Genomic DNA, 25,532 nt, shown 5'->3' on the forward strand with positions numbered 1-25,532 from the left:
TATTAATCTAAAGTATACTAAGCGATTCAAATAAATGATAACTTTATTAGGATAAAAATAGAGTTATTATAAATAATAGATGTATAGTTTAAAAGGGAGGTGTAATAATCAATGAAGGAAATAAATGATAACATATTTGATAAGGAAGTCATTGAAAATGAAAAGCCAGTAGTAGTGGATTTTTGGTCTACATCATGGTCTAGTCCTAGTGAAATTATTGATCCTGTTATAGAAGAGTTAGATAAAGAATATTCAGGGAAAGTAGAATTTGCTAAAATAAATGTGGAAGAAAACCCAATAGCGTCAAAGCATCTTAGGGTATCAAGTATTCCAACTATAATGATATTTAAAGATGGTAAAGCTGTAGAAAGTATTGTTGATTTTAGGCCTAAATCTGATTATGAACAGGTATTAAATAGATATATTTAATGAAAAGTAACACTAAAAAAAGTTAAGAATATGTTAGTATAAAGGCATTGTACTAGCACTCCTTTAGTTAAGCACTGGTAGGGATACTGGTGCTTAATTATTTGTGAAATTGGAGACTATTCTATAGTATTATTGCTAATACAATGACATTGTTTATATAGCGGTCAAGGTATAGATATCTTATTAAGCGCCATATTAGTAAGTTTAATTCTTAAGAAGTTCGAATGTGTAAGGATTCTTTTGGAAGCTGTAAATGAAAGGAACCTGAAAGGTTCCTTTTAACAATGTCATAAATTCAATACTATTTAAAGCATATATTAGGACTAAAAGCAATTTGAAAAAGAATAATACTTTTTAGATTTCAAGCATATTTCAGTCTATTCGGTAGGCTCATAACAGGCAACACCTTGAATATTTTCGATGTCCATTGTAAGAGGAACCCAATTAGTAGCATTCCATCTCCAACCGTAAACATTATTTCCAACAATATTATTTACCCAAGACCAGAATTCTAAACCATTATTTAGATACATATAAACATATTGAAATATACATGTAGGAAGAATATCTGATACATCAAAAAATGTACTAGGAGAACCGTCGATTGATCCATATAAAGCCTCTTCCTTATTTGGAACAAAATGTGGAGGAGGTCCAGGTGGTACAGTAGATGCTTGAGATGTTGAAGGCGTTCCAATAGGCATACGCATTAATGGTAGTGGATAAAATTGATTAGAATAAAAACAAAAATTACATCCAAAGTTGCAAAAACACATTATTATACTCCTTAAAAATAGTACGTTATATTATATGCAGCAAGAAAACAAAAGGTTACGCAGTATTTCTGCTCTTTTTGCTCTTAATCTTAAGTATAGTATTAGGAAAAATAGTATATAATGTATTACAAATGACACCTTTTGAATAAACAAAAATAGACACTTGTTACAATAAATCTATCATGTTTAAAACTACAACAATATTGCATTTATGAAGAAAACTGATATCAAGGATAACATTTTTTGATTTTATAATTGAAATTACCTAAAATGCACTAATCATGATGAGCAATGGGTTAAGGAACAACTTACGAGTTATAATATTAGCGGTGTAAAAGATGTCTTTTATGCTAGTTTAAATTCTATAGGAATTTTATATTTAAATTTTTTATTAATATTGACAAAATAAAGTATTAAGGAATATACTAACTATATAAGAATTTAATTATATAGTTATATTTCTACGGAGGATAATTTATGAGTCAACAAGAAATAAGTGTTAGAATTTTTAAAGCATTAGGACACCCTATAAGGTATAAAATAGTTAAGTTTTTATATGATGGACCAAAGTGTGTATGTAAATTAAATGAAGATATAGAGTTAAGTCAAGCTAATTTATCTCAGCATTTAAAAATACTTAAGGAAGCTGGTATATTATCATCCGAAAAGATGGGTATGAACATTCATTATAGAATTAGTAGTGAAGAAATAAAAAAAATTATTGATAGTGTAGATAAATTTGTTATGAGTTACTCTGATAACTCTAAATAAAATATATTATAAATAAATTTAGGAGGGTTAAATTATGGAAATAAAAATATTAGGAACAGGATGTGCAAATTGCAAGAAGCTTGAAGCAAATGCAAAGGAAGCCGTTAAAGAGCTTAATGTAGAAGCTAAAATTACAAAAGTAGAGGACATTAAAGATATTATGAAATATGGAGTTATGAGAACACCTGCTATAGTTATTAATGAAAAAGTTAAGATGTTCGGGAAAGTTTCCAGTGTTGATGAAATTAAGAAATATATTAATGATGAAAAATAAGAGTAATCTATATTAAAAGAGGACTTAATCTTATATTAATAGGATTAAAGTCCATTATTTTAGAATAGTATATAAGTATTTAATTATAAGGTTATAATTTGAATGGAGGGGTAGTATGTTTACACCTGTACAGATTTTTGCTGACTGGCTTATTTATAATGTTTTTGGGATTGCTAAAGAAAGTAGACTTGGAAGTGCTGTTAACTTCTTTGTATTTGATACTATAAAGATATTTATTTTATTACTAATTATAATCTATGTAATCACTTTTATAAGGAGTTTCTTTCCACCTGAAAAGACAAGAAAAATTCTTGCAAAGAGTAAAGGAAGCACATTCATAGGGCATATTCTCGCAGCCTTACTTGGTATTGTTACTCCATTTTGTTCATGCTCAGCAGTTCCACTCTTTATTGGTTTTGTTGAAGCAGGAGTACCACTTGGAGTTACATTTTCTTTCTTAGTGGCCGCACCAATGGTAAATGAAGTTGCATTAGGGCTTCTTTATGGTTTGTTTGGAATAAAAATAGCCTTGATTTATGTAGTTTCTGGTGAAGTAATTGCAATAGTAAGTGGTATTATAATTGGAAAATTAAAAATGGAAAAGCACGTAGAAGAGTACGTTTATGAAATGCAAATGAATTCGGATGTAGAATTACCTGACCCTAATACAAAGGAAAGATTAATAGATTCTTGGAACTTTACAAAAGATTTAATAAAGAAAATATGGATATATGTAATAATTGGTATTGCTATAGGGGGGTTATACATGGATGGATTCCAGCAGGAGCATTAGCAAAATATGCTGGAAAGAGTAATCCGTTTGCAGTATTTGTGGCTGTACTAATTGGGGTTCCATTATATTCAAATGCCGCTGGGGTAATACCATTAGTTAGTGAACTTACAAGAGCTGGAGTTGCAATGGGAACATCTTTAGCATTTATGATGGCTGTTACAGCACTTAGTTTACCAGAAGCAATTCTTTTAAGAAGGGTTTTAAAGCCTAAACTATTAGCAGTATTCTTTGGGGTAGCAGCATTGGGTATAGTATTTATTGGCTATTTATTTAATTTCATAATAGGGTAAGGTCATACACCTGGTAAAAATTATTTTACTTTTTTCAGGATTCTTCTATTTTAGATAGTAGAGTTTCCAAGTATTATTCATAATCCAAATTTCATTGTTGAAACATTAAATAATGGATTTGTAGTGTATGGAGGTATTATAGCAGGCTTTATAACTAGTTATGTTTATTGCAAAATAAAGGGGTTAGAGAAAAGTAACATTATAAAAAGTTAAGAATATTTTAGTATAAAGGCATTGTATTAGCACTCTTTTAGTTTAGCACTGGTAGGAATACCAGTGCTTACTTATTTTGAAAAAAAGTTTGTATATTGTTTGGAGTATTTTAAATAAAAGAATGCAGATATGTTTATGAGAAATAGATCAAAAGTTAAATGATAGAATAGGGTGTTTGATATAGCTTAAAAGTGGAATAATAAATGCAGATTATATTTAGGAGTGGTAGATTTGAAACAAAAAGATTGTATAAATGATAATAATAATACATCAGAAAATGAATTAAACGCATATAGTTTAGCAGGTATAGGTATAGGTGGAATAATCGGAGCTGGATTTTTCCTTGGTTCAAGTTTGGCAATAAATCAAGCAGGGCCTTCGGTTATATTAGCATTTCTATTTGGTGGAGTAATTATGTCCCAGGTACTTGGAGCGATGACAAGTATAAGCATAAATAGACCTGTCCAAGGCTCTTTTAGGGTATACACAGAGGAGTTTTTAGGTAGATTTACGGGCTTCCTATTAGGATGGATAATATTTATTTCAGGCATCTTATCGTTAGGTTCTGAAGCAATTGCAACAGGTGTATTTTTAAAATACTGGATACCAAATGTTTCAGCATCTGTATTTGCTGTTATTGCATTAATTGTAGTAATAGGAATAAATAGGCTTGGAACTAAGTATTTCGGATATATAGAATCTATAATGGCTATTGTAAAAATTGCTATTTTAATTATTTTTATCTTTTTAGGAGTTTCTATAATTATTAAAAATGGCATTGATATAAAGCAGAATCCATTTAGTACTTTCAATTCATTTTTTCCAAATAGGATATCAGGATTTTTGAAGTCAATGTTAATAGTGGTATTTACATATAGTGGTATTAGCACAGTTGCTATGGCAACTTCTGAAGTAAGAAAGCCGTGTATTGAGATACCTAAAGCAACAGTAATTTTAACCTTAGGAATTGTATTACTATATGTCATTTCTATGTTTGTTATTGTCTCCACAGTTGAATGGGGTGCAATCAATACAGATATATCACCCTTTGTACAGAGTTTTAACAATATGGGGTATAGATGGGCATCAACTTTGATAAACGGAGTTATACTAATAGCAACATTTTCTGTAATGATAGGAACATATTATGGATGTGTGCAAATACTTGTTTCATTGTCAGGAGCTAAAGAAGCACCTGAAATTTTAAAAACTTCGTCAGAAAAAGGAATTTATAAATATTCATGGATTACAACAGGTTTTATTTCAGTATTAGTTGTGCTCACTGCATTTGTCTTGGGAACAAAACTTTTTAATTATTTGATATCCTCATCATCCTATTTTTCTTTCTTTAATTGGATTATTAATTTGATAACTTATATTATATGGCTAAGGAAAAGAAAAGAAAATGAGATATATGATTCTCCATTAATTAAGGGGAGTTTGGGAGCAATTATAACAATTATTGTTATATTAATTCTACTTGTTATTAGTTTAGGTGTAAGTGATTTCAGAATTGGGTTTTATGTGGCTCTTAGTATAGCAATTATAATCTCTATTTTATATAAACTAATAAAATTTTGACAGTTAATCACGTTAACTACGAGAAAGAAGCACTTAAAAATTTGCTTTGAAAGAGTAAAAGGACGCCTGATGTTAAATAAGGCATCCTTTTAAATATTGGGGAATCCTCTGACTCAACTGTAGGATTTGTTGCTTCATCCACTTCACTATCAAGTCCTAGATAAAGCATGGCAGGTATCACCTATTCTATTGGTATCATTCTGCCAAATGAAGTGATATATGAAACGATAACCTTATCTAAGTCAAATTTCAATTCATTTTTTATGTCCATAGGACATTGTATTAATAGGGCATGTTGTTTTACACTGAAAACATAGTAAACAATGGGTTGCAGTAACCGTCGCACTTTTCTTCTTTTCAAAAGTAATAGCATCAGCAGGGCAATTTTTTGCACAAGTGCTGCAGCTTGAGCACTTAGAAGGGCTTATACCAAACTTAGAAAATCGTGCTGTTAAGCTAAATAATACTCCCCATGGACATAAATATCTATGCCATGCATTTTCGCTTATAAAAAAAGTTGTAAATAGACCCAGAGGTATTATAATTAAGGGTAATGGAAATTTCCTTCCTTGGGTTATGGTGTAAATAGTATATCCAAGTCCTATTAAAAAGAATATGAAAGCTGCCCATCTTGGTTTTTCAGATTTTAAAATACCAGGTACAGGTTTATTCTTTATTTTTAATTTCTTTTTTATCCAGTTTACAGATCTTATCAGGGTATTTATAGGGCATGCCCATCCACAATAAATTCTACCAAAGAAAAAATCAAGTATGACAGAAACAAATATAAATCCCATCCACAATTGTGCCTTGTTTATAAACATAAGCAAAATAAAAATTCCAAAAAAAAGTATTTGTACTAATAGTCTGATCTTTTGAATCATTTAGAACCCCCCTCATTTGTATTTAATTATTCTAATACTTAATAGGTTTTTTAGGACATTTATAAAAACACATCGGCTGCATTGGATACAGTCATGGTGGGTTATTCTATAAATTGCAAGGCCCATACCATAAAGGTTACCCCAGTTTTTCACCATATTAGTTGTAAACATAATAAGAATTAAACCAATAATTAAAAAAAATTTCATAAAAAAACTACATAATATAATTGATACGTATGCCCCATGGGGGTATGTTATTATTATATTATAGTACTTTTTATGTGTCAATTTGAAAGAGTTCATATATTGCTATTTATAAGGGGTTTTCTCAATATAGATTCACATATCTCACTATAAATCCTTATATTTCAATATTACGATGTAAGGATCTGTAAAAGTACCCTTGACTATTGGAACATGCAATGATTTATCGCAGTTTAAAAGATATGGAAAGCGATGGATTGGTAGAAACAACTTGGGAAATAAAAGAAACCGGTAAGCCTCCCAAGTGGAATAACATTACAAAAAAAGGTTTAGAAAAGGTGGATGAGTTTGCGGAGGATATCCGAAAGCGTTGGTTGGCTTATATTGGTACTCTGTGGATGGCAACCATGTTAAGTTTAACAGGACTTGTACACAATTATTCATTACTTGTTGTACTTGCGTCTTTAGCTGGGCTTGGTACCGCAGTCTTTCATCCTCAAGCCTCTACAATGGTAAATGTTTTAAGCAGGGATCGTAAAGCAGTATTGCTTTCTGTTTTTGTTGCTTTCGGAAATTTTGGCTTTGCATTAAGTCCCCTTTTATTAGTTCCTTTGTTGCAAGCTTACGGATTAAAAGTGACTGTTGTTATGGTTATTCCAGGCATAATTGTATCATGATTATTCATATTGCCAATAATAGCTGGTTTAACCGGTATTTTTATGAAAAGTCGACCGGCTGCGCGATTGCAACGACAAGCACAACAAATTTAGTAAGTATATAATATTTTACATTAATTTTCTCATCATAATGAACAAAAAAGGATGAAGTAATACTTCCAGTGGAGTAATTATGTCACAGGTACTCGGAGCGGTGACAAGTATAATTACATAAAAATATATAAAAAATAAAAAGATAAATAGACCTACATATGTTTTTAGAGATAGTGTAGTGATATTTACAATAAGGAGGGATGATTTAATATGCCTAATAAAAATAAGCATAAAACAAGGCGTGATGATGGTTGTAAGAATTCTGCAGTAAACCAAATTGATAATAGTTTGGGAGGTGGTTTTGCTGAGCATAACGATGTAGTAGTTGGTAAAGCAACATGTTTTAAATCTGATTATGATTCTAAATAAAACGAACTTTTGTAGTCCGCGTCCCTAGGTTGACCACTTAGATGATTAACCTGAATAAATAATTAAGTAAGTTTCTTATGTTTCTTTTGTATAAAACAAAGAAGAGCAGTATTTCTGCTCTTTTTGCTCTTAATCTTAAGTATAGTATTAGGAAAAATATTATACTTAAGAAATAATAAGCACTGGATTTTAGCCATCAGGGGATTATTAAAGGGCAACACCCTTATAATTCTATTATATTTTTAGATTCTTAATAATGTTACTGATAATACTTAAAATTCGTTTACAATTCTTTTTGAAAATACATTTAAGACTATTGTTAAAGAAAAGGAGTACTAGTATGAAAGTACATAGAGATTTTTTTGGAGCAATATTCCTTGCATTCATATTGTTTTTTAGTAATGGAACAAAGGTGTATGCAATAAGCAGTGAAAAAAAAGTAGAAATCAAACATAAATATAATATTTTAGTAGATGTCTCTGAATTTGATCTATATTTAATAGATAAGAACACTAATAAAGTTGTAAAAGTTTATCCTATAGCAGGGGGCAAACCATCAACTCCCTCACCATATGGAACATGGAAAATTATTTCTAAGGCTGCAAATTGGGGAACGGGATTTGGAACAAGATGGATGCAGCTAGGCATTCCATGGGGCAAATATGGCATCCATGGTACTAATAAACCGTTAACTATTAATAATCCTGATTCACTTGGATGTATTAGGATGTTTAATTCTGATATAGAAGAATTATATGGACTCGTTGATTGTGGTACAGAAGTAGTAGTTTATGGAGGTCCCTATGGGCTCAGTAGCAACGTTTTTAGAATGTTGTTACCAGGAGATAGAGGGGCTGATGTATTTGAAGTTCAGAGAAGATTGAAGGGTAGGGGATATTATTCTGGAACACTTGATGGAATTTATGAAAATGAGCTAAAACAAGCAGTAATTAAATTTAGAATAGATAATAAGTTGAAATTTACACATAACATTGACAAAGAATTTTATAATGCATTAGAAATGATACCTTTTGAATAAATAAAATATAGATATTTGTTATCTAAATAGTATTTCTAAAGCATAAAATATAATAAAGTTTATTTTGGAGAGGGTATAATTGTGTTATAAAAATAGAAAACTAGTAGTAATTACATTAGTTATAATTATTGGAATGGCTTCTGTGCTTTATGCTAATATAAAGTTTTCAATAACTGCAGCTAAGAATAAATTTCGTATTAACGATAGTAAATATAAAATTATACTTATAGATCCAGGACATGGTGGAATTGATGGGGGAGCCACATCTAAAAGTGGTATTTTGGAAAAGGATATTAACTTAAAAATCAGTTTAAAACTAAGGGACAAGTTAATAAAAGAAGGATATAAAGTAATAATGACTAGGGAAGAGGACAAGGGCTTATATGAGGATGAAGGAAGAATAAGAAAGAAGAAAATAGAAGACTTAAATAATAGATGCAGAATGAAAGAACAATCTAATTGTGATATGTTTATTAGTATACACCTAAATGCATTTCCTGAATCTAAGTATTATGGAGCACAAGTTTGGTATTCTAGGAATAGAGATAGCCAAAAACTAGCTAAAATAATTCAGGAAAATTTGAAAAGTGATTTAGAGCCCAGCAATAATAGGCAAGAGAAGGCAGCGCTTGATTCATATAAGGTATTACGAAATAATGATAATATGCCTAGTGTGTTAGTTGAATGTGGTTTTTTATCCAATCTAATTGAAGCTGAAAAATTAAATGGTGATGAATATCAGGACAAGATAACTGAGTCTATAACAAAATCTATAAAATCATATTATAATTAATCTTAATCTATCCTGTTTAAAACTATAAGAATAATGCATTTATGAAGAAGTGGATAATATTAAAATATTTTATCATGTTAAAAATCGAGAGAAATCGCTAAACTCTCGGTTTTACTATTTTTAAATGCTTCAAGGATATAGATCTAAGGTGTGAAATAATTGTGGAGTATATTTGTCATGATTGTGATTTAATTGTAAACATACATAAGTGAATTTTAATAAATATAACACAATTAGGACACTTTTTTATATTAAAATTCATTTATTATCATAGTATAGCAAATAGATGAGAAAGTAATTTGAGGAGGAATAAAAAATGAAAGCAAAAAAATTATTGGTGGCATTAGCATTGACGTTTGTAGTAGGGGCAAGTGCAACAGTTTACGCAGAAACAACAACTAATTATACAAATCAGGGATTAGGGCTTGGAAGAATAACATCCATGAGAGGTTATGATTATGTTTCATCCGTATTAAAGAGTAAACTTGGAATGACGGATAAGGAGATAAATGATGGTTTAAACTCAGGAAAGACAATGTATCAATTAGCAGAAGATAAAGGGATGACTAATGATGAGTTTAAAGCAGCATTAACTGAAGAAAAATCAAAATCAATTGATACTGCAGTTTCAAATGGAACAATTACAAAAGAGCAGGGTGATTCTTTAAAAGAAGACATAAAAAATAATATAAACAACTGTACTGGTAATATTGGTCATATGCAGGGAAATGGTATGAGAGGAAACGGTAAAGTGGTAGGCAATAGGCAAAATAGTAGGGTAAATTGTTATGTTAACACCAATTCTAATTAAAAAAAATTTCAAATAACCTGGGTAGTTTGGTCTTCATAATTTCTACACAATCTAGTAATAAAATAAAAGAAAAAGTATGGAGGTGTTTTGAATGTATTGTAATAGATTTGGAATTGGGGGTTATGGCTTTGGAGGCTCATATGCATATGGAGGATTTAACTTTTTTATCATGATTCCAACGCTTATAATATTATTTTTGATAGCATATTTTATATATAAAGCAATTAATAGTAAAAACTTAAATTTTACTGTTGATACAACTTCATCAAAAGCTATGTCTATATTGAATGAGAGATTTGCTACAGGTGAAATCAATGATGAAGAGTACGAAACTAAAAAGAACCAGTTACTTAAATAGTTTAAATTAATAATTAAGGTTTACTTATAATATCTAGTAGAAGTTCGTAGGAAAATATATTTCTACGAATTTTTTACATATGTCATGTATAGCAATTTTAAAATCTAGATTTAGAGAATGTTCAAAGAAATAATGAATATTTTTTTAGTCAAAAGTTAATATATAAATATAAAAATATTTATATAAGGAGTACACTATGACAGGAAAAGTTATACAAACAGTCTTTAGAAGCATTTCTACTTATATTATTTTATTAATCTTAGGAAGAATAATTGGAAGAAAACTGATATCTAGGATAACATTTTTTGATTTTATAGTTGGAATTACACTGGGGTCTATTGCAGTAAGAATAGCATTGGGTTCGCAAGAATCACCACTATTAGCTTCAATTTCAGCAATTGTTATTACTACAATGGTTGTGATTTCAGATAATTTGGATATTAAAAGTATTAAGTTTAGAAAATTAGTAGATGGTGAGCCAATTATACTAATAAGTAATGGTAAACTTTTAGATTATAATTTGAAAAAAGTAAAGATTACTATAAATAAGTTAATGATGCAATTAAGAGAGAAAGATATATTTAATGTAGATGATGTAGCACTTGCAGTCATAGAGAGTGATGGAGAATTGACTGTACTACCAAAAGAGAATAAACAACCAATAACAACTGGTGACTTAAATATTTCAAAAAATTATACTGGATTGATGAGTGACATAATTATTGATGGGAAGATAATGTATAATAATTTGAATTACACTAATTATGATGAGCAATGGGTTAGGGAACAACTTAGGACTTATAATATTCGTGATATAGAAGATGTCTTTTATGCTGGTTTAAATGCTGCAGGAATTTTATATATTTCTGCAAAAACAAAGAAATAGAAAAGAAATATTATTATCAGCAACAATTTCATATTAGTAATTTATAAAATGTTTTGAGCCAAGCTATAAATTTATTTGTATAGCTTGGCTTAATATTTTTAGTTTATCTGTAAACTCCATTTGCTACCTCGATATACATTTGATAAGATGATATCTTTATTTAATTATCTTAATCTACTTCTCGCTTTGTAACCTGTGTATCTTGGGCTACAATTAGTTTTTTAGGATGATGATTACTTTACTCAGCCTTTTTAGGAGCAAAATCTAAATTCGATATACTTTTATATTGCTTTAAATTATTGGCATATACCTAAAATTCATATTAACCTTAAGTAATATTACAATATATTGACATAATAATACTAATTGATTCAAATGTTAAATAATTAATTTGGAGGGAGTTCATTGGATAGGTTTTTAAATTGGTGGAAAAAGTATTCTTTTATACTACTAATAGCTTTTGTATTAATAGGCTTGATTGATTTAAGATTTGCAGTAGTAGCAGTGGTTTGTATGGTAGCTCCTATAATTGTATCTGTGTTTAGGGGGAGATTTTGGTGTGGAAATCTATGTCCAAGAGGAAACTTTTATGATAATGTAGTTTCAAAGTTTAGTAGAAAAAGAAAAGTGCCTAAATTACTAAAATCTAATTACTTTAGAATCGCACTAATAATATTTATGTTATCAATGTTTACATTGGGAGTTAAGCAAAATTGGGGAAATCTTTATGGTATTGGTATGGTCTTTTATAGGATGATTGTTGTTACTACTATAATCGGAATAGTACTATCTCTATTTTATAATGAAAGAACCTGGTGTAATTTTTGCCCTATAGGAAGCATAGCAGTCTTTATATCAAAGTTTAGAAAAAATAAAAAAGTATTACAGGTTTCATCTAACTGTGTATCATGTAAATTATGTGAGAAAAAGTGTTCATTGGGAATAGTTCCTTATGAATATAAAGGTGATTTACTAAGTCATCCTGATTGTATACAGTGTGGCAAATGTGTTGTGGCATGTCCTAAAAAATCAATAGGATATGATAAAACAAATAAGGAATAATAAATTTATAGTTTAAAAAGGGAGGTAATAATTCATGAAGGAAATAAGCGATAACACATTTAATAAGGAAATTACTGAAAATAATGTACCAGTAGTAGTTGATTTTTGGGCTCCATGGTGCGGTCCATGTAAAATGATTACTCCTGTTATGGAAGAGTTAGATAAACAATATTCAGGAAAAGCGAAATTTGTTAAAGTGAACGTAGATGAAAACCCAACAACTTCACAGCAATTTAGGATATCAAGTATACCTACTATAATGGTATTCAAAGATGGTAAGCCTGTAGAGAATATGGTGGGTTTTAGACCTAAATCCGATATCGAGCAGATATTAAATAGACATATTTAATATTGAGAAAGGAAATTTGTTTATGAGCGAAAGATATGATATTGCTATAGTAGGCAGTGGGCCAGCAGGCTTATCTGCCTCTATAAATGCAAAGATAAGAAATAAAAATATTATAATTTTTGGCAGCAAAGACTTAAGTAATAAGGTAACTAAAGCACCTAAGATTAATAATTATTTAGGTTTACCTAATATTACTGGGGAACAACTTAAAGAAAGCTTTGTCAAGCATATTCAAGCAATGGATATAGACATAACTGTGGAAAGAATTAATAATATTTATGCCATGGGAGAGTATTTTGCATTAATGGCAAATGAAAAAACTTATGAAGCAACATCTGTTATATTAGCAACAGGAGTAGAATTCACAAGACCTTTACCAGGAGAATTAGAGTATTTAGGTAGAGGTGTAGGATATTGTGCAACCTGTGATGCACCATTATATAAGGGAAAGGTTGTAACTGTAATAGGTTATAATAAAGAGTCCGTTGAGGAGACAAATTTTATAAGTGAGCTTGTAGGTAAGGTTTATTTTATTCCTATGTATAAAGGCGAATATAAACTAAACCCTAGCATAGAAATAATAAAGGCAGTGCCAAAAGAGATTAAGGGAACAGATAAAGTTGATAGGCTTATTCTTAATAATAGTGAAATTTCTACAGATGCAATTTTTATTTTGAAAGATAGTATTAGTCCAGGACAACTTGTCCCGGGTTTGGAAATGGAAGAAATGCATATTAAGGTTAATAGAAAAATGGAGACAAATTTACCGGGGCTTTATGCTTGTGGGGATATTACAGGAAAGCCTTATCAGTATATAAAAGCTGCTGGGGAAGGTCTGGTGTCAGCACTTAATGCAGTTAGCTTTATTGATAACAAGGTAAATAAAGAGCTTAGTGATTGTAAATTATAATAAAAAGAGGATAAGTATATGGCTTTCATTAATGAAGAAATAGTTTTAAATTATTATATTGAACAACTAGATAAAGATAATATTGTATTTCTTAAAAATAGAGTACATTATAAGGAAAAAATAAAAAAGCAAATTGAAGAAATGAAGAAGGCAGAAGGAATTCATGACAAGATTGAGTCAGCAAAAGTATTGTGGAAAAGTCTTTTTGATGCTTCAATGAGTTTTATAGATTCTGATAAAAGAGGCTATGATACCATATTTAAGTATTTCGATAAATATGTTAATTTTGAAGAGTTAATTTTTGCTTCTGATTCTTTCTATAGAGACCATACTCTTCACTCACTTTGGGTGTATTTTTTAGGGGAATATATATATAGAAAGCAGGAATTTAGCAATTTATTTGATCACAAGGATTTAATGCTAAAGGAATTTTTAAACATAAGAAATGATATTAAAGAAATAAACAGCTGGGGCTTTTTTGATGATATAGAAAAGAAATATGATGACATAATGGAGTATATTGAAAATGAAGAGGCAGTTAGATGTGTTTCGGCACTTTGTCATGATCTAGGATATCCTATTAAGAAGATTGAAAAGATAAGTGAGTCAATTATGGATATGCTGCCTTACTTTTCAATTAAAAGAGCTGAGGAATTTTCTTTTAGTTATTCTGTATTAGAGCAAATTCATATACAAAGTTTTATTGAATTTTTAAGTTTCTCTATAAGTTTTTCTAATTTAGATGAATATGATGAAAAAATATTTGAATTAATTGAAACAAAATGTGACGGAATGAATATTTGCGGAATTAAAAAAGATAGGGTTAAAGCTTTAAATGAAGAAAATCTATATAGGTTAAAGAAGGCTTTAACTTTAGGAGTAAGTGTTGAAAAGAATTTGAGCAAGTATTGGTCTTATGCAAGAAATTTTGAAGAATATGCCCATGGAATAATGAGCGCATTTCTACTTTCTAAAAATATAAGAGCATTTGAGAATATAAATGTCTGGGTAGATAAAGATAAGGATTATTTAAAGGATATAAAATTTTCAGATATAGTATCAAAACAGGAAATTCTTAAAGCTATAACAGAACATACTAATGACAGCTTTAGAATAACAAAAATTTCTTCATATGTAGAGATGCTAGTACTTATAGATGAAATTGAAGAGTTTTCTAGAATTTCAAGGGCAAACAAAAATAGAGAATTTGTAGATGATTATTGTAAAACTCAAATCAGCTCTGATGGAGAATGGTTTAACATAGATTTTACCTTTAACAATACAGCCAATTTTATTAATCCAGAAATAAGTTTTATTCATAGAAGTAAAAGGTTTTTAATGCTATTTGATATTAAAAATCTTGATAAAAATATAAAAATTCGAATGAGGTGTATTGTAAAAAGGAAGGATGAATCTATATATACATTAGAAATAGGTAAAAACTATGCGAAAATTATGGTGAATGATAAGAAGGTTAATATACCAGAATACCTAAAATCTGAACAGTTTTACACTTCAGAAGAATATAGTTTTATATAATTTAACTGAGATCTCTAATTTTACAGTAACGCTGTAAAAAGTTAAGAATATATTAGAATTATAAGGGATTTGTTCTGATATCGGTTTTTTCTTACTCTAAGCACTGGTAGATATACTGGTGCTTACTATTTTGTCAAGTAGTACGCTGTTTTATAACATTATTTTTATATCATTTATTAACTAGGGTGAAATACCTTAGTTTTTTTGTAAGCACTTATATTTAGAATACAAAATATCCGGTTGTACTTTCATTACAATGGTTATACTAAGTTAAAAAAGAATTGGAGGAATCTTTGTAGATGATAAGTAAAATTGTTACTGGAATAACACTCGGTTTATTTTTTATAGTAATTGCTTATGTTTTTTATAATTTTTATAAACGTAGAAAGAGTAAATAGGCTTGAAAGGAGTGTATATGATATGGCAATTTCAAAAAATGATCCCTTATTGCCCGGATCTAGCAAAGGAAGTAAGGGGAACATTGGAAAAATGACTGCATTACTCCTTACATCAGCAATGATGGTTGGTACTGGCATATTCACAACATTGGGTGCAGCAACAGAAAAGGCTCACAGTGGCATTTTGATTGCAATGATCATTGGTGCAGTAATAGCATTATTAACTGGTATCAATGCAGCACAGCTAGGGATAAATTACCCGCAGGAAGGTGGAGCATTCATCTGGATGCGTATTTTTGGTTATCCTACAATTAGTTTTATTGCGGGAATTTCATATTTTATGAAGGGAATTGTAACAATTGGAATTGAATCTCTTGGCTTTGCTAAATATTCAGAACAAGTTTTTCATGGAGTGCCTATAACTATTGTGGCCAGTATTGCTCTATTGGTAGTTGCTACAATAAATTTTTTCGGCATAGCACCAACTTCAAAAGTATTGATAAGTATATTTTTCACTAATCTAATTTTACTAGGGTTATATGTTGGGTTTACTATTCCAAAGGTAAAAATGAGTAATTTTACACCAGTATTTGGACCTGGAATTGCAGCTGTTCTAGGCGGAGCAGGAACTTTCTTCTGGGCGTGGGATGGTTTTCAACGTGTAGCAATTATGGCTAATGAAATTAAAAATCCACGGAAGACAATTCCCTTTGCAATTATCGGAGGAATTTCAATAGCTGCTGTTATTTATCTAATTGTTGCAGGTACTACATTAGGAGTTCTTGGTGCAAGTGCTATAGGAAAAAGTGATGAACCTCTTTTTCTTGGTGGTAAGAAGGCAATTGGAGGGTTTATTCCCATAGTTATCTTATCATCTGCTTGGATATTAGCCTTCAGCGATTTGCTTGGTGATTTGATGACCACCTCAAAACTAGGCCATTCAATGGCTAATGAACATGAATTGCCTTATTTGCTGGGTATTGTACATAAACGTTTAAAAACTCCACAATACATGGTTTTACTGTTGACTGTGGTAATTATTGTACTGGTGAATTTAGTTCCATTGAGAAAACTTTTGCCTGTAGCAAGTACTTGTACACTCATATGGTATGTAATAACTAACATTGCTACCTTAAAGATAAACAAAGAAAAACGGTTTGCTTGGCCAGTCACTGCATGGTTTGGTATTATTGCATGTTTAGCTCTGCTCTTTTCTTTGCCCTTATGGAGTACCCTTGGAGCTGTAGGTTTTGTTATTATTCTCACTGGAATTCGTTGGTTGATAATTCGAGTGGTTGAAAAATCAGTTGTAGATGCTGGTGGGAATTGGACAGTATCTGGTTTAACGCTAGCTCAGGGAGATATCATTTCTGTAACTGCCCAGTATGCTGGTGAAAAAGAGAGTACTGCAGTAATAACAATAGTAGCTGCGGCTGCAATACAAACAACAGCACCAGTAATCCCTGGAACGGTAACAGCAGTAGATACAACTATATCAGGGAAAGCACCTACTGGTGCAAATGTAGTGTTAAGTGTTAATGGAGTAGCTCAATCAGCAGTTACAGCTAATGGAGGAAACTGGATAGTACCTTGTTTAGTTTTAACAGAAGGCGATATTGTTTCCGTAACTGCACAATCTGTTGGTGAAAGAATAAGTATGGCGGCAACAACTATAGTAACTCCAGCACCATCCCATATTCGAGAATCAGTAATTAGAAAAATAGAAATACCACAATCTGTTGATGAAACAGTAAAAGTGCCATCAAAGTCTACAGTAAATCCAGAACCATTTCAAACTGAAAAACCAGTAATTGAGGAAGTGGAGATAGCACAACCTGATTGTGATATAATAAGTACAGTAGTAATGACATTGGGCCCCTCAGTACCACTTAAAACTGTAGTTCCAGAGATTAATGGAACAGTGACAGCAGCAGATACAATCGTGTCCGGAAAAGCTCCATCAGGTGCAAATGTGGTGCTTAGTGTTAATGGAAAAGCTCAACCAGTAGTTGAAGCTACTGGCGGAAAATGGGCAGTAATGGGTTTAGTCTTAACAGAAGGTGATGTTATCTCTATAACTGCAAAATACGGTGTCAAAACATTGGGGACAGCATCAACAATAGTGGCTTCGGCACCATCGCAGACAATAATACCATCAATCTTTGGAATAGTTACAGAGGCAGATAAAACTATATCTGGAAAAGCACCATCAGGTACAAATGTAGTGCTTAATATTAACGGAGAAGCTCAGCCAGCAGTCATAGCCAATGGTGGAATATGGACAGTTTCTGGATTGAATCTTGCCCAAGGCGATTCTATTTCAGTAACTGCACAATTTGGAGATGAAACAGTAAATACTTCATCGATAATGACAGTAGCGCCTGCACCACTTCAAACTGGGGAACCAGTAATTTCTGGAATAATAACAGCTGCAGATTCAACAGTGTCAGGTACAGCTCCTTCCGGTGCAAATGTAGTGCTTAGCATTAACGGAAAGTCCAAAGCAGCAGTTGTAGCTACCAGTGGCAAAATAATAAGTACGGGCGTAACCACTAAGGTAGCTCCAGCACCAGTTCAAACTGCAGAACCAGTGATTTCTGGAATAGTAAAAACAGCAGATACGACTGTATCAGGAACTGCCCCATGTGGAGCAAATGTAATGCTTAGCGTTAACGAAGTGCCTCAATCGGAAGTTGCAGCAATCGGTGGAAACTGGATCGTATCTAGTTTAATCCTAAAACAAGGAGATGTTATATCCGTAACGGCACAGTCCGCTGGAGAAACAGTAAGTAATAAAGCAACAACTGTTGTGATATAAATTCATACTCGTAACATAGGTTACAGAAATTAAATATTTTATGTGATATTATAATACAAAATAAGTCAATTAAGGAGATTAAAAAATGGTTGAAAAAGTTTATAATATGACATATGGTAATACTAAAATAGTTGAGATGTTGATTTCAGATGAAAATGTGAATTTTATACACATGATTTTTAATAAAGGGGAAGGTCTTCCAGAGCATCTTTCAAATTCTAACGTGTATATGACTGTAATTAGGGGAACATTATCTATAGGATTAGATGAGCAGGAAATTCATGAGTATAAACAGGGAAGTGTATTAAAAATTCCATTTAAAACTAAGATGAATGTTGGTAATAAGCATGATGAAATTTTAGAATTAATTGTTGTAAAAGCACCAGCTCCAGTTAAATAAATATGTATTCAAAAGGTTGAAATATTAAAAAATATCCTCTTTAACTTAGTATTGAATTAAGGAGGATATTTTTTAATATTTCAATCTACTTTTTTAAATCTTCTTTTAGTCTTTCTTCTGAATAATTTTCTTCATTTACATTGTTTAATCCTAAATTAACAGAACCATAAGCTAACATGTTATTTATCTGCTTAGCTATTTCGGCTTGCTGCTCATTAGGTTGTCTTATGGGTTTCCCCAACTCTCTATTTAACTCTGTCTCTTTATCCACCATAAGTAATACCTCACATAAAGTTGTTGTATTTAAATTTTACATATAATTTACCCTATTAGATGCTTAAAGATGCATATAGATTTTAATACTATGATTTTAAAATACCAACTTTAGGGAGACTATCTAAAATAGATTTTTTGTCATGGCAGGTTTTAAATTGTTCAGTTAAATCTTTTCCAGCACTAAGTCCGTAATGTGTCCCGCCTAGCCACATAGGGTTTGAACTTACATCATACACAATACCATCAATGGCTACATAAGCAGGTTTTCCATTAACTCCAGTATAATTGGCAAGTTCTTGTAAGGTAAATTCTTTTTGCTGTCTATAAATACAATTAGCACATATAAAAGGACAATATACCATACACATTATGCTTACTCCTTAAAAATTTTAATCGTATTTATATAGTATTACTTCAACGTTATTATTGTGAATAAATAAGGAAGTAACTCTTTAATCATTTATGAATAGTATAGTATCGAGTGACAAATTTAATAGGAGGAAATGATACTGTGCCATATATAAATTATTCAATGATGTATAACAATGCCTTGCAAAACTCCTTAAATTTAGTTAAAGAAGCAGTGTCTGGAGAAAGAGAAGATGAATTATTTTATGATTACTTAATTAGTGTAGCACCATCTAAAGAAGAGAAGGATATTATAGCAAGTATTAGGGATGATGAACGTAAGCACAATGTAATGTTTAGAAGGATATACAAAGCATTTACTGGTATGGATATTCCATCTGGGGGAGAGGAGACATTTCAAAAGCCAAGCTCATACTTAGATGGTATAAAAAGAGCTTTATTTGGAGAATTAAAAGCAGTAGAAAAATACAGGGAAATAAGAAAAGGACTTCCAATGGGACCATATAGAGATGTATTATTTGAGATAATAACAGATGAATTAAAACATGCTTCCAAATATAATTATTTATATACTAACAATGCTATGACTATGAATATTATGACTATGAATATGGTAAGACAAACAGCTGCATTACAACCTGATTTAAGTAAATATTCTCCTGATGAATTAGTAAAATATATTACTCCTTTAGTAAATCGTGCTTTAGCCGAATCAAAAGCAGGTATTAATTTAGAACATTTGCTTCAAGAATTTATTTTATCAGGTGTATTAGTTGGATTGGGTAAAAAACCAATGGATGCTATAGATGAGGTTGAAAAATGGGAAAAGACAGGAGAATCTAAGATTCTAGAAGCTAGTAAAAAGAATAGATTTTAAAGATAATGTGTTTACTTACATTAATGCTATAAGAAGTTAAGAATATAATAGAATTACAAACGAGTTGTACTGGTGACTATTGTCCTGTAGAGATTTAGGCTATTCTATAGGATTATTCCTAAATTATGACATAACCTTTGTATATATTAGCCTTTTACTGGTACAACTCAATATTATATTATTTATTAACTAGAGTTAAATACCTTAGCTTTTTTCTTGAAAGCAACAGCAGTTAGAATACAGAATAATACGATTATGCTGCAGCTACATTGGTTATAATAAGTAAAAAAGGATTAGAGAATTAATGTGGACTACATATAGAATTTTTACTGGAATAACTATAGGTGTATTTCTTATAGTCATGTTTATCTTTTGCTACAAAGGGCTTAAGGAGAAATAGTGTAAAATCTTCTTAATTTGCATATACATATTTATAAAGTGAAAAAAGCTTACGGATTCTTACAAAGCTAAGAGTTACGAAATAATACAATTAAAATAGTAATATAGAAATACGCCATTAGCAAGAATAGAAATACTAGTGTTTATTATTTTACAAGTTATTAATAAAGATGCAATAATAGTTTAACAGTTATGTAATAATGTTGTAACAATTGCTATTTATAATAATAATTGTCCTAAGGAATTAAACCTTAGAGGAAAATAGAATTAAAAATATAATTAAGTTCCCCTCTTAATTATATATAGAAAATAAGCATTGGTAGAAACTGATGTTTATTTTGTTTTAAAAAGTGTTTCATAAATATCAATGATAGTCTAAAGGATGTACAAATTATGAAGAAACTTCTCTATATAAACAAGTGGGATACTTCTTGAATTAGTGTGATACACTAAGTGAGAAATAGTGAGGGCTATAGAAAAGCCAAGAGCAGATTGAAGATGAAACTGCCCTTGGTAGTGTAAGGAAATTTGTACAGTTATTATTATATAGAAGAGTGAGGCTAACTATAATGCTATCTTCTCTTATTATATTTAAGGAAAGAAAGTAATGTGTAAGATTTAGAAGATAAAATAATTAATTTTTTTGATAGATACATAAAAATTTGGCAATTTTGCTATACTACAAATGTAGTTTAAAATAAAGATGAAAGTTAAAGTTCTCCTCTTTAAGAAAAAAGCTCTTACAACCATAGTAGGGGCTTTTTTCTTGGAGGGGATAGAGTATATCATTATAAGAAAGGTTACAGATAAATTCTAAAGATATTGCAGTAACCTTAAAAGAAGTTAAGAATATAATAGAATTAGAAATGATTTTCTAACAATATCCCTTGTTTTATAAGCACTGGTAGATGTACTAGTGCTTATTGTTTTTAAAATTATATTTTACTTGATAACTATCTACTGCTAAGTTTTAAACCTGTTTAACTATAAATCAGATACCAGTAAATTGTTAGACTCCAATTGAAGTTTTACTTCATTAATAGCATATAAAACTATCTATTTCTGTTAAGTCAATTCCAAAGTATACCCAGTTACGTCCTGTCCATCGAAAACCGGAAGCAGATCTCATTCCAATATAAGTCAGCCAAGCCCAGAATGGGTTTCCTCTTCTTGGCCAGATATAAACATATCTTAAGAGGCATGGTTTTAAAGAATTAGGATCTACTGCATATACATCATGGGCAGAATGTACCATAGGACTTTGTTTAGATGGAGTAATAGATGGTGGTGGTCCAGCAGGTGGAATAGATTGCTCACTTGATTGTTGTCCAGGTGGTGGACTAAAAGGTGGACCTCCGCCTGGCTGTCTATTCATAAAGTCCATAGATGAGGTGAAGAAAAATTGCCGATAATATGGACAACAGAATGGAAAGTCTATTGGTTTAGTCTCATACATGCTGTTTAAGTTATCAAATCCTTGAAGATCTTCAGATCTAAAGTAGTCGCAATAGTACATGTAAACACTCCTGTTTTTTTGATTGCATTATATTCTATGCAAAATGCGGAAATATAGTTACTATGAAAAATAAGAAGTCCTTTGGAGATTCTTTGTATAAGTTTTTAGTATAAACACTGAATAGTCTAGAAAGAGTAGGAAAAAATAAATTTATCTTTGAAATTACGGGGAATATTTTGTGGATATATTTTCCTAGAAGGAGGTAGAGTACTTGAGCAATATAAATGGAATTGGCGTAAGTATACCAAGAAAAGAAGCTTTTGACAAGGTTACAGGAGCAGCAAAATATACTGATGATACCCTTCTTCCAGGTACTTTACACGCTAAAATGCTCACAAGCCGTTACGCACATGCAAGGATTAAATCCATTGATGTGTCTGAAGCTGAGAAATCACTAGGTGTTCAAGCGGTAATAATAGGAGATTATTTTCCTACACTCTCTGGATCAGTAATACAGGATAGATCTCCAATAGCAAGGGATAAAGTTCGTTACTATGGTGAACCTGTTGCAGTGGTTGTCGCAAATAGCGAGCAGGAAGCAATGAAGGCTTTAAAGCTAATAAAAATAGAGTATGAGCCTCTATCCGTTGTTAACTCAATAGCTGATGCTTTGAAACAAAATGCAGTTCTTGTACATGAGAATTTGAGACAGTACGAACATACAGTACATGATGTGTATCCTGAAGAAAATACCAATATTTCAGACCGAATTCAAATAAGAAAAGGTGATGTGGTAAAGGGGTGGGCAGAAAGCGAAGTTATAGTATCAGGAAGTTTTTCACTTCCGCAGTCAGATCATATTGCTATGGAAACTCGAAATGTAAGAGCTCAAATTATGCCTGACGGCAGGGTAATAATTTATACTTCTTCGCAAGCTCCCTATTCTGTTAAAAGGCGTCTAAGTAAGGTTTATAATATACCAGAAGGAAATATAATTGTTAGATCACCTTTTGTAGGAGGAGGATTTGGCGGAAAGGCAGCTGTGCAGCTGGAATTTATCGCATACCTTGCTTCGAAGGCTGTTAATGGTAGATTGGTCAGAATAGCCAACTCAAGAGAAGAGGATATTAAAACCTCACCGTGCAGAATTGGGGTTGAAGCAAATTTAAAAATTGGTGCCACCAAGGATGGAATTATTAAGGTTCTTGAAGCTAGATATATGGTTGACAATGGGGCTTATGCAGATACTGGTCCGCGTATGGCTAAGGCTATAGCAGTAGATTGCTCGGGACCATATAATATTGAAAATATATGGTGTGACTCAATAAGCGTTTACACTAATCATACTTATGTTACTTCCTATCGTGGATTTGGTCATACTGAATATACCTTCTGTATGGAGAGAATGATGGATAAATTGGCAGCAAAGCTTGGTATTGATGTCTTGGAATTAAGAATTAAAAATGCTATAAAACCTGGTCAGTATACGCCAACACAAGTAAAAACAACTATTAGCAATATAGGAAAACTACCAGGTTGTCTCTCCAAGTTAAAAGAACTAATAAAATGGGATGAAGGTCAAGTAATAAAAACAGAGGAAGGTATGATAAGGGCAAAAGGAATAGGATGCCTTTGGAAAACCTCTGATTCACCTACTGATGCTGTTTCAGGAGTTTTTCTTACTTTTAATTCAGATGGAAGCATAAACATCAATTCTGGTGCAGTTGAAATTGGACCGAGTACAAAAACCACTTTAGCTCAGATACTTGCTGAAAAATTAAAAATGGATGTAGGCAGAATTCATGTATTAATGGGAGTTGACACGCAGGTTTCACCGGAACACTGGAAAACCGTTGCAAGCATGACTACCTTTATGGCTGGAAGAGCAATTCTTAGAGCTTCCGAGGATCTTATAAAGCAGATTAAAAGTTCAGCTGCTGATATGATGAAATCTCCACCAGAAGAATTAGAAATTGCAGAAGAAAAAGTTTACTTAAAACAAGATCCAGAAATATATGTTTCATTTAAGGATTTAGTTAGAGGTCATAAAGAGCCAAATGGTCTTGCAGTTGAAGGACCAATACTTGGTCGCGGAAGCTTCATAATGAGTCATATTACAGATATTGATGAAGCAACGGGAAAAGGCAAACCAGGGCCAGCATGGACTGTAGGCGCTCAAGGAGTTGAAATTGAATACGACCCAGCAAATTTTACATATAGGTTTTTAAAAGCTGTTACTGTTATAGATGCAGGTAAAGTAATTAATCCAAAGACTTCGAGAGGCTTGGTAATGGGAGGAATAAATATGGGTTTTGGAATAGCTACAAGAGAAGCTCTTGAATACGATAATGATGCTAGGCTGCAATCTACTACACTGCGAACCTACAAACCCATGAGATTTGGAGAGAATCCAGAATATGTAGTTGAATTTATTGAAACGCCTCAGATTGATGCACCCTTTGGGGCACGGGCTCTTGCAGAACACGGCATAATAGCTATTCCTGCTGCCTTTGCAAATGCTATATCCCATGCCGCGGATTGTGAATTTGATAAGCTTCCTATTACACCTGAGGTAATTTGGAAGGCTAAGACTGGAGGAAAATATGATACCCTTTGATTTTGAATACTATAAACCTGAAAATGTTGAAGAGGCTGCCCAGCTATATTTTGATTTAAATAACAAAGGGAGAAAGCCTCTGTATTACGGCGGTGGAACTGAGATCATAAGTATGGCAAGAGCTTATAATGTATATACTGAAGCGGTAATTGATATAAAGGGAATTCCTGAATGTAATGCTCAGGAACTGAGAGATAACAAACTCATCATCGGTTCTGCTGTTACACTTACACAAATCGCTGAAGAAAATTTATTTCCTTTACTTGGCTTAACAGTACAGAGAATTGCAGATCATACTATACAAGATAAAATCACGCTTGGAGGAAACCTTTGCGGAACAATTATATATCGGGAAGCTGTGCTGCCTCTTCTAATATCAAACAGTGAAGTGGTTATAGCAAGTTCAAAGGGGAGAAAACAAGTTTTATTGAAGGATATATTCAATGAAAGAATAAAGCTTAGCGATGGAGAATTTATAGTAAATGTAACAGTAGACAGTCCCTTTCTATCTTTACCATATTTACATGTAAAAAGGACTAAAAGTGATAAGATAGATTATCCCTTAATTACTCTTGCGGCACTTAGGTGTAATGATAGAATAAATATAGCTTTTAGTGGAGTTTGCAGCTATCCTTTTAGGTCTTCTTTAATTGAAGATTATTTAAATGATAGCAGCTTGCAAAATAATATAAAAATTAACAATATAATAAATAACATACCAGGCTTAATATTAAGCGATTTAGCTGGATCAGCTGACTATAGAAAATTTGTACTGCAAAAAATGCTTGCAGAAGTTTTAGAGAAATTGGAGGGGTAGGTAA

General features: G+C 31.4%; 24 protein-coding genes and 3 pseudogenes. 22 read left to right on the plus strand and 5 right to left on the minus strand.

Features of this window, described 5'->3' with window-relative positions:
* Window positions 1-111 precede the first annotated feature (111 nt).
* Window positions 112-429, plus strand: coding sequence for a thioredoxin family protein (locus tag CLMAG_RS11755; protein ID WP_066622244.1), 318 nt, complete (start codon window positions 112-114; stop codon window positions 427-429).
* Between the two features lie 377 nt (window positions 430-806).
* On the opposite strand, the gene CLMAG_RS11760 is transcribed toward CLMAG_RS11755, so the two are convergent.
* Window positions 807-1,205 carry a hypothetical protein gene (locus CLMAG_RS11760; RefSeq protein WP_066622246.1) on the minus strand — a complete coding sequence of 133 codons (399 nt, stop codon included), beginning with the start codon at window positions 1,203-1,205 and terminating at the stop codon, window positions 807-809.
* Between the two features lie 477 nt (window positions 1,206-1,682).
* Between CLMAG_RS11760 and CLMAG_RS11765 the strand changes: the two genes are divergently transcribed.
* The 4 genes and pseudogenes from CLMAG_RS11765 to CLMAG_RS11780 all read left to right on the plus strand — a co-directional run bounded on the left by CLMAG_RS11765 (window position 1,683) and on the right by CLMAG_RS11780 (window position 5,127).
* Window positions 1,683-1,976 (plus strand): ArsR/SmtB family transcription factor, encoded by a 294-nt coding sequence (locus tag CLMAG_RS11765; protein ID WP_066622248.1) that lies wholly within the window; start codon window positions 1,683-1,685, stop codon window positions 1,974-1,976.
* Between the two features lie 34 nt (window positions 1,977-2,010).
* A complete protein-coding gene (locus tag CLMAG_RS11770) occupies window positions 2,011-2,250 on the plus strand; it encodes a thioredoxin family protein (protein ID WP_066622250.1) in 240 nt (79 codons plus the stop codon).
* Window positions 2,251-2,365: 115 nt separating this feature from the next.
* Window positions 2,366-3,333, plus strand: a pseudogene (locus tag CLMAG_RS11775) (permease).
* A 444-nt stretch (window positions 3,334-3,777) separates the two neighbouring features.
* Window positions 3,778-5,127, plus strand: a complete 1,350-nt coding sequence (locus CLMAG_RS11780; protein WP_082831895.1) for an amino acid permease — start codon at window positions 3,778-3,780, stop codon at window positions 5,125-5,127.
* A gap of 254 nt (window positions 5,128-5,381) precedes the next feature.
* Here the strand turns inward: CLMAG_RS11780 and CLMAG_RS11785 are convergent, their stop codons facing one another.
* On the minus strand, window positions 5,382-6,011 hold the full coding sequence (locus CLMAG_RS11785) for a 4Fe-4S binding protein (RefSeq protein ID WP_066622252.1): 630 nt from the start codon (window positions 6,009-6,011) through the stop codon (window positions 5,382-5,384).
* Between the two features lie 422 nt (window positions 6,012-6,433).
* Between CLMAG_RS11785 and CLMAG_RS34310 the strand changes: the two are divergent.
* The 14 genes and pseudogenes from CLMAG_RS34310 to CLMAG_RS11845 all read left to right on the plus strand — a co-directional run.
* Window positions 6,434-6,544 (plus strand): annotated as a pseudogene (locus CLMAG_RS34310) (helix-turn-helix transcriptional regulator); the annotation flags it as partial.
* 36 nt (window positions 6,545-6,580) lie between these two features.
* Window positions 6,581-6,889: pseudogene (locus tag CLMAG_RS11790) on the plus strand (MFS transporter); the annotation flags it as partial.
* Window positions 6,890-7,195: 306 nt separating this feature from the next.
* Window positions 7,196-7,354: a hypothetical protein gene (locus tag CLMAG_RS32400; RefSeq protein ID WP_161486958.1), complete on the plus strand. Its 159-nt coding sequence runs from the start codon at window positions 7,196-7,198 to the stop codon at window positions 7,352-7,354.
* A 340-nt stretch (window positions 7,355-7,694) separates the two neighbouring features.
* Window positions 7,695-8,393, plus strand: a complete 699-nt coding sequence (locus CLMAG_RS11795) for a L,D-transpeptidase family protein (protein ID WP_066622254.1) — start codon at window positions 7,695-7,697, stop codon at window positions 8,391-8,393.
* A gap of 133 nt (window positions 8,394-8,526) precedes the next feature.
* Entirely contained in the window at window positions 8,527-9,186 is a 660-nt protein-coding gene (gene cwlD, locus CLMAG_RS11800; protein WP_139264236.1) for an N-acetylmuramoyl-L-alanine amidase CwlD, read from the plus strand.
* A gap of 316 nt (window positions 9,187-9,502) precedes the next feature.
* Window positions 9,503-9,997, plus strand: coding sequence for a hypothetical protein (locus tag CLMAG_RS11805; RefSeq protein WP_066622257.1), 495 nt, complete (start codon window positions 9,503-9,505; stop codon window positions 9,995-9,997).
* A gap of 91 nt (window positions 9,998-10,088) precedes the next feature.
* Window positions 10,089-10,355 (plus strand): SHOCT domain-containing protein, encoded by a 267-nt coding sequence (locus CLMAG_RS11810; RefSeq protein WP_082831896.1) that lies wholly within the window; start codon window positions 10,089-10,091, stop codon window positions 10,353-10,355.
* A 196-nt stretch (window positions 10,356-10,551) separates the two neighbouring features.
* Window positions 10,552-11,241 (plus strand): DUF421 domain-containing protein, encoded by a 690-nt coding sequence (locus CLMAG_RS11815; RefSeq protein WP_066622259.1) that lies wholly within the window; start codon window positions 10,552-10,554, stop codon window positions 11,239-11,241.
* 405 nt (window positions 11,242-11,646) lie between these two features.
* Window positions 11,647-12,303 (plus strand): 4Fe-4S binding protein, encoded by a 657-nt coding sequence (locus CLMAG_RS11820; protein ID WP_066622261.1) that lies wholly within the window; start codon window positions 11,647-11,649, stop codon window positions 12,301-12,303.
* 34 nt (window positions 12,304-12,337) lie between these two features.
* Window positions 12,338-12,652: a thioredoxin gene (gene trxA / locus CLMAG_RS11825; protein WP_066622267.1), complete on the plus strand. Its 315-nt coding sequence runs from the start codon at window positions 12,338-12,340 to the stop codon at window positions 12,650-12,652.
* 22 nt (window positions 12,653-12,674) lie between these two features.
* Complete coding sequence (locus CLMAG_RS11830) at window positions 12,675-13,562, plus strand: NAD(P)/FAD-dependent oxidoreductase (protein WP_066622269.1); 888 nt, start codon at window positions 12,675-12,677, stop codon at window positions 13,560-13,562.
* Between the two features lie 18 nt (window positions 13,563-13,580).
* The gene (locus tag CLMAG_RS11835; RefSeq protein ID WP_066622274.1) at window positions 13,581-15,101 is read left to right on the plus strand and encodes a hypothetical protein; all 1,521 of its coding nucleotides are present in this window, start codon (window positions 13,581-13,583) and stop codon (window positions 15,099-15,101) included.
* Window positions 15,102-15,521: 420 nt separating this feature from the next.
* Window positions 15,522-18,317: an APC family permease gene (locus CLMAG_RS11840; RefSeq protein WP_066622277.1), complete on the plus strand. Its 2,796-nt coding sequence runs from the start codon at window positions 15,522-15,524 to the stop codon at window positions 18,315-18,317.
* 85 nt (window positions 18,318-18,402) lie between these two features.
* Window positions 18,403-18,717: a cupin domain-containing protein gene (locus CLMAG_RS11845; protein ID WP_066622279.1), complete on the plus strand. Its 315-nt coding sequence runs from the start codon at window positions 18,403-18,405 to the stop codon at window positions 18,715-18,717.
* A gap of 85 nt (window positions 18,718-18,802) precedes the next feature.
* Here the strand turns inward: CLMAG_RS11845 and CLMAG_RS11850 are convergent, their stop codons facing one another.
* Entirely contained in the window at window positions 18,803-18,991 is a 189-nt protein-coding gene (locus tag CLMAG_RS11850; RefSeq protein WP_066622281.1) for a hypothetical protein, read from the minus strand.
* 88 nt (window positions 18,992-19,079) lie between these two features.
* Window positions 19,080-19,361 carry a cytochrome b5 domain-containing protein gene (locus CLMAG_RS11855; protein ID WP_066622285.1) on the minus strand — a complete coding sequence of 94 codons (282 nt, stop codon included), beginning with the start codon at window positions 19,359-19,361 and terminating at the stop codon, window positions 19,080-19,082.
* A gap of 143 nt (window positions 19,362-19,504) precedes the next feature.
* Here CLMAG_RS11855 and CLMAG_RS11860 point away from each other — a divergent pair, with 143 nt between their 5' ends.
* Window positions 19,505-20,239, plus strand: a complete 735-nt coding sequence (locus CLMAG_RS11860; RefSeq protein ID WP_242873011.1) for a ferritin-like domain-containing protein — start codon at window positions 19,505-19,507, stop codon at window positions 20,237-20,239.
* 1,435 nt (window positions 20,240-21,674) lie between these two features.
* Here the strand turns inward: CLMAG_RS11860 and CLMAG_RS11865 are convergent.
* The gene (locus CLMAG_RS11865) at window positions 21,675-22,154 is read right to left on the minus strand and encodes a hypothetical protein (protein ID WP_066622286.1); all 480 of its coding nucleotides are present in this window, start codon (window positions 22,152-22,154) and stop codon (window positions 21,675-21,677) included.
* 211 nt (window positions 22,155-22,365) lie between these two features.
* Here CLMAG_RS11865 and CLMAG_RS11870 point away from each other — a divergent pair, with 211 nt between their 5' ends.
* Window positions 22,366-24,711: a xanthine dehydrogenase family protein molybdopterin-binding subunit gene (locus CLMAG_RS11870; protein ID WP_066622289.1), complete on the plus strand. Its 2,346-nt coding sequence runs from the start codon at window positions 22,366-22,368 to the stop codon at window positions 24,709-24,711.
* Window positions 24,698-25,528 carry an FAD binding domain-containing protein gene (locus CLMAG_RS11875; RefSeq protein ID WP_066622292.1) on the plus strand — a complete coding sequence of 277 codons (831 nt, stop codon included), beginning with the start codon at window positions 24,698-24,700 and terminating at the stop codon, window positions 25,526-25,528. Before CLMAG_RS11870 ends, CLMAG_RS11875 begins: the two co-directional genes overlap by 14 nt.
* The last annotated feature ends 4 nt before the right edge of the window (window positions 25,529-25,532 follow it).

It is taken from the genome of Clostridium magnum DSM 2767, from assembly GCF_001623875.1.
GTDB classification, from domain to species: Bacteria; Bacillota; Clostridia; order Clostridiales; family Clostridiaceae; genus Clostridium_AM; species Clostridium_AM magnum.

What these genes read in the sequence shown, in the direction of transcription:
- CLMAG_RS11815 (WP_066622259.1), top strand. Translation starts at nt 10,552, where the DNA reads ATGACAGGAAAAGTTATACAAACAGTCTTTAGAAGCATTTCTACTTAT.
- CLMAG_RS11765 (WP_066622248.1), top strand. Translation starts at nt 1,683, where the DNA reads ATGAGTCAACAAGAAATAAGTGTTAGAATTTTTAAAGCATTAGGACAC.
- cwlD (WP_139264236.1), top strand. Translation starts at nt 8,527, where the DNA reads ATGGCTTCTGTGCTTTATGCTAATATAAAGTTTTCAATAACTGCAGCT.
- CLMAG_RS11845 (WP_066622279.1), top strand. Translation starts at nt 18,403, where the DNA reads ATGGTTGAAAAAGTTTATAATATGACATATGGTAATACTAAAATAGTT.
- CLMAG_RS11840 (WP_066622277.1), top strand. Translation starts at nt 15,522, where the DNA reads ATGGCAATTTCAAAAAATGATCCCTTATTGCCCGGATCTAGCAAAGGA.
- CLMAG_RS11785 (WP_066622252.1), bottom strand. Translation starts at nt 6,011, where the DNA reads ATGATTCAAAAGATCAGACTATTAGTACAAATACTTTTTTTTGGAATT.
- CLMAG_RS11805 (WP_066622257.1), top strand. Translation starts at nt 9,503, where the DNA reads ATGAAAGCAAAAAAATTATTGGTGGCATTAGCATTGACGTTTGTAGTA.
- CLMAG_RS11770 (WP_066622250.1), top strand. Translation starts at nt 2,011, where the DNA reads ATGGAAATAAAAATATTAGGAACAGGATGTGCAAATTGCAAGAAGCTT.
- CLMAG_RS11795 (WP_066622254.1), top strand. Translation starts at nt 7,695, where the DNA reads ATGAAAGTACATAGAGATTTTTTTGGAGCAATATTCCTTGCATTCATA.
- CLMAG_RS11855 (WP_066622285.1), bottom strand. Translation starts at nt 19,361, where the DNA reads ATGTGTATGGTATATTGTCCTTTTATATGTGCTAATTGTATTTATAGA.
- CLMAG_RS11830 (WP_066622269.1), top strand. Translation starts at nt 12,675, where the DNA reads ATGAGCGAAAGATATGATATTGCTATAGTAGGCAGTGGGCCAGCAGGC.
- trxA (WP_066622267.1), top strand. Translation starts at nt 12,338, where the DNA reads ATGAAGGAAATAAGCGATAACACATTTAATAAGGAAATTACTGAAAAT.
- CLMAG_RS11865 (WP_066622286.1), bottom strand. Translation starts at nt 22,154, where the DNA reads ATGTACTATTGCGACTACTTTAGATCTGAAGATCTTCAAGGATTTGAT.
- CLMAG_RS11850 (WP_066622281.1), bottom strand. Translation starts at nt 18,991, where the DNA reads ATGGTGGATAAAGAGACAGAGTTAAATAGAGAGTTGGGGAAACCCATA.
- CLMAG_RS32400 (WP_161486958.1), top strand. Translation starts at nt 7,196, where the DNA reads ATGCCTAATAAAAATAAGCATAAAACAAGGCGTGATGATGGTTGTAAG.
- CLMAG_RS11810 (WP_082831896.1), top strand. Translation starts at nt 10,089, where the DNA reads ATGTATTGTAATAGATTTGGAATTGGGGGTTATGGCTTTGGAGGCTCA.
- CLMAG_RS11835 (WP_066622274.1), top strand. Translation starts at nt 13,581, where the DNA reads ATGGCTTTCATTAATGAAGAAATAGTTTTAAATTATTATATTGAACAA.
- CLMAG_RS11875 (WP_066622292.1), top strand. Translation starts at nt 24,698, where the DNA reads ATGATACCCTTTGATTTTGAATACTATAAACCTGAAAATGTTGAAGAG.
- CLMAG_RS11755 (WP_066622244.1), top strand. Translation starts at nt 112, where the DNA reads ATGAAGGAAATAAATGATAACATATTTGATAAGGAAGTCATTGAAAAT.
- CLMAG_RS11760 (WP_066622246.1), bottom strand. Translation starts at nt 1,205, where the DNA reads ATGTGTTTTTGCAACTTTGGATGTAATTTTTGTTTTTATTCTAATCAA.